The organism is bacterium (assembly GCA_024226335.1).
In the GTDB taxonomy this organism is placed as follows: domain Bacteria; phylum Myxococcota_A; class UBA9160; order SZUA-336; family SZUA-336; genus JAAELY01.
Map to the genome: position 1 here is coordinate 1 of JAAELY010000374.1, position 1,795 is coordinate 1,795.

Here is a 1,795-nt window from a genome sequence, read left to right on the forward strand (position 1 = left end):
CGGTTCGAGCGTTGCTGAGTCAGCGCTTGTTCGCTTCTCGGATGGAGCTTCCGGTCTGGTTGAAGCGCTGCTACGAGCGGCGCATTCCGACCCGCAGACTGCCGGGTGGGCGGAGTCACGAACTCTCTTACGCGTACTGAGTCCTGTGAACGGGTCAGATGGCCCTGTCGAGGAAGACCCGGGGACTCGAAAGGCACATTCTTCGGACCACAACTGAATCAAAGACGTGATGCGGACTCAGCACGAGCATCACAGCGCCGAATCGCGTCAACAAAAGACAGGAGCCTTCCGGACCCCGGGCGGGCCTCGCTCACTCTTCGGCTATCCACTCGCTGGGGAAAGATCGCTCACAAGCTGTGGAGTTCACACCCGGCGAGGGATTGATTGGACAGTCTGCCCTGGAGAATGAACCACTCCTGATCGACCGGATTCCCGAAGACTATTTGCGAATCACTTCAGGACTGGGCAGTACTGCACCCCGCGCCGTCCTGATCTTTCCGTTCGCCTGGAATGATCGCGTCGAAGCGGTCGTAGAACTGGGCACAGTCCACGAGTTCAGCGAACTGCATCGTGCGTTTCTGGACAAGGAGGCCGAAGGGATCGCCATCACGGTCGCCGTTGCGCGTTCACGAAAATCGAGCGATGAGGACTCGATGGGTGCTTGACCTGGGCCCGGCTAGCGCCCGACCGTTCGACGAGATCCGTTTCGTCGAGAAAAGTCTGTAGACGAGCGGCGTTCGCTTCGCGGATCTACGAAAGCTCTTCCGGATACTCCTTGGAGGGCGATCCCTTCCACTGGGGTGCTCGCTTCTCAAAGAAGGCAACGGTGCCCTCGCGAGCGTCGGGGTGCCGGGTTGTGAGCGCGAAGAGTTTCCCCTCGCGTTTTCGCCACTCGTCGAGATCGATGCCGATTCCCTCCCAGATGAGACGCTTGGAGATGGCCACCGGCAGAGGCGCCGCATTCACCGCGATGTCGCGGGCCAGATTCATGGCGGCCGGCAACACTTCGTCCTTGGCAAAGGCGCGTGTCGCTACGCCGTATTCTACCGCTTCATCTCCGAGAAACGTCCGGCCCGAAAGCAAGAGTTCCGAGGCAAGAGAAAGGCCGGCGAGACGCGGCAGGATCACATGCGAGGCCAGTTCAGGCAACACTCCGCGGCGGACGAAGGCAAAGGCGAGTTTTGCATCGGATGCCACATAACGAATATCCGCTTGCAAAGGCCAGGTCAGTCCCGCTCCGACTGCCGGTCCGTTGATGGCCGCGATCACCGGCTTGCGCACTTCCATGGGCATCATGCGCCGGTACTTGCGCTCGACATCTCCCCAACCGCCCGCAAAGTTCTTGCCCGATCCGAGATCGGCACCCGCGCAGAACGCGCGGCCCGCACCGGTCATGACCAATGCGCGCACGCCATCGTCGGAATCGGCCTCCGCCATGGCGTCTGCGAGTTCTGCACCCATCAGCGCAGTCATGGCGTTGAGCTTTTCGGGCCGGTTCAGCGTCACGACTGCAACGCCGTCGTTGACCTCGTAGAGAATCTGTTCGTATTCCACGTTCGTCCCTTCGCTACTCGGGGATCATCAGCACGCGCTTCGCGATGATGTTTCGCTGGATCTCGCTGGTTCCACCCCAGATCGAGTCAGCTCGCGTGATCAGCCATTTGCGAGTGCGCGTGATTTCAGAGTCTTCGAATCCATCTCCACTCCAGCCCAGCCCGCGACAACCGAGCACCTGCATGGCGATGTCCTGCTCCCGCTTGCCGAGTTCCGACCAGTAGTACTTGGACATCGCGGC

3 protein-coding genes are annotated in these 1,795 nt (G+C 60.8%); 1 reads left to right on the forward strand and 2 read right to left on the reverse strand.

Going from position 1 to position 1,795, the window contains the following annotated elements:
- Window positions 1-380: 380 nt before the first annotated feature.
- Complete coding sequence (locus GY725_19340) at window positions 381-665, forward strand: GAF domain-containing protein (protein ID MCP4006339.1); 285 nt, start codon at window positions 381-383, stop codon at window positions 663-665.
- Between the two features lie 85 nt (window positions 666-750).
- Here GY725_19340 and GY725_19345 read toward each other — a convergent pair whose 3' ends face one another.
- Entirely contained in the window at window positions 751-1,539 is a 789-nt protein-coding gene (locus GY725_19345) for a crotonase (protein ID MCP4006340.1), read from the reverse strand.
- A gap of 28 nt (window positions 1,540-1,567) precedes the next feature.
- On the reverse strand, window positions 1,568-1,795 hold a 228-nt coding region (locus GY725_19350), incomplete at its 5' end, for an acyl-CoA dehydrogenase family protein (GenBank protein MCP4006341.1).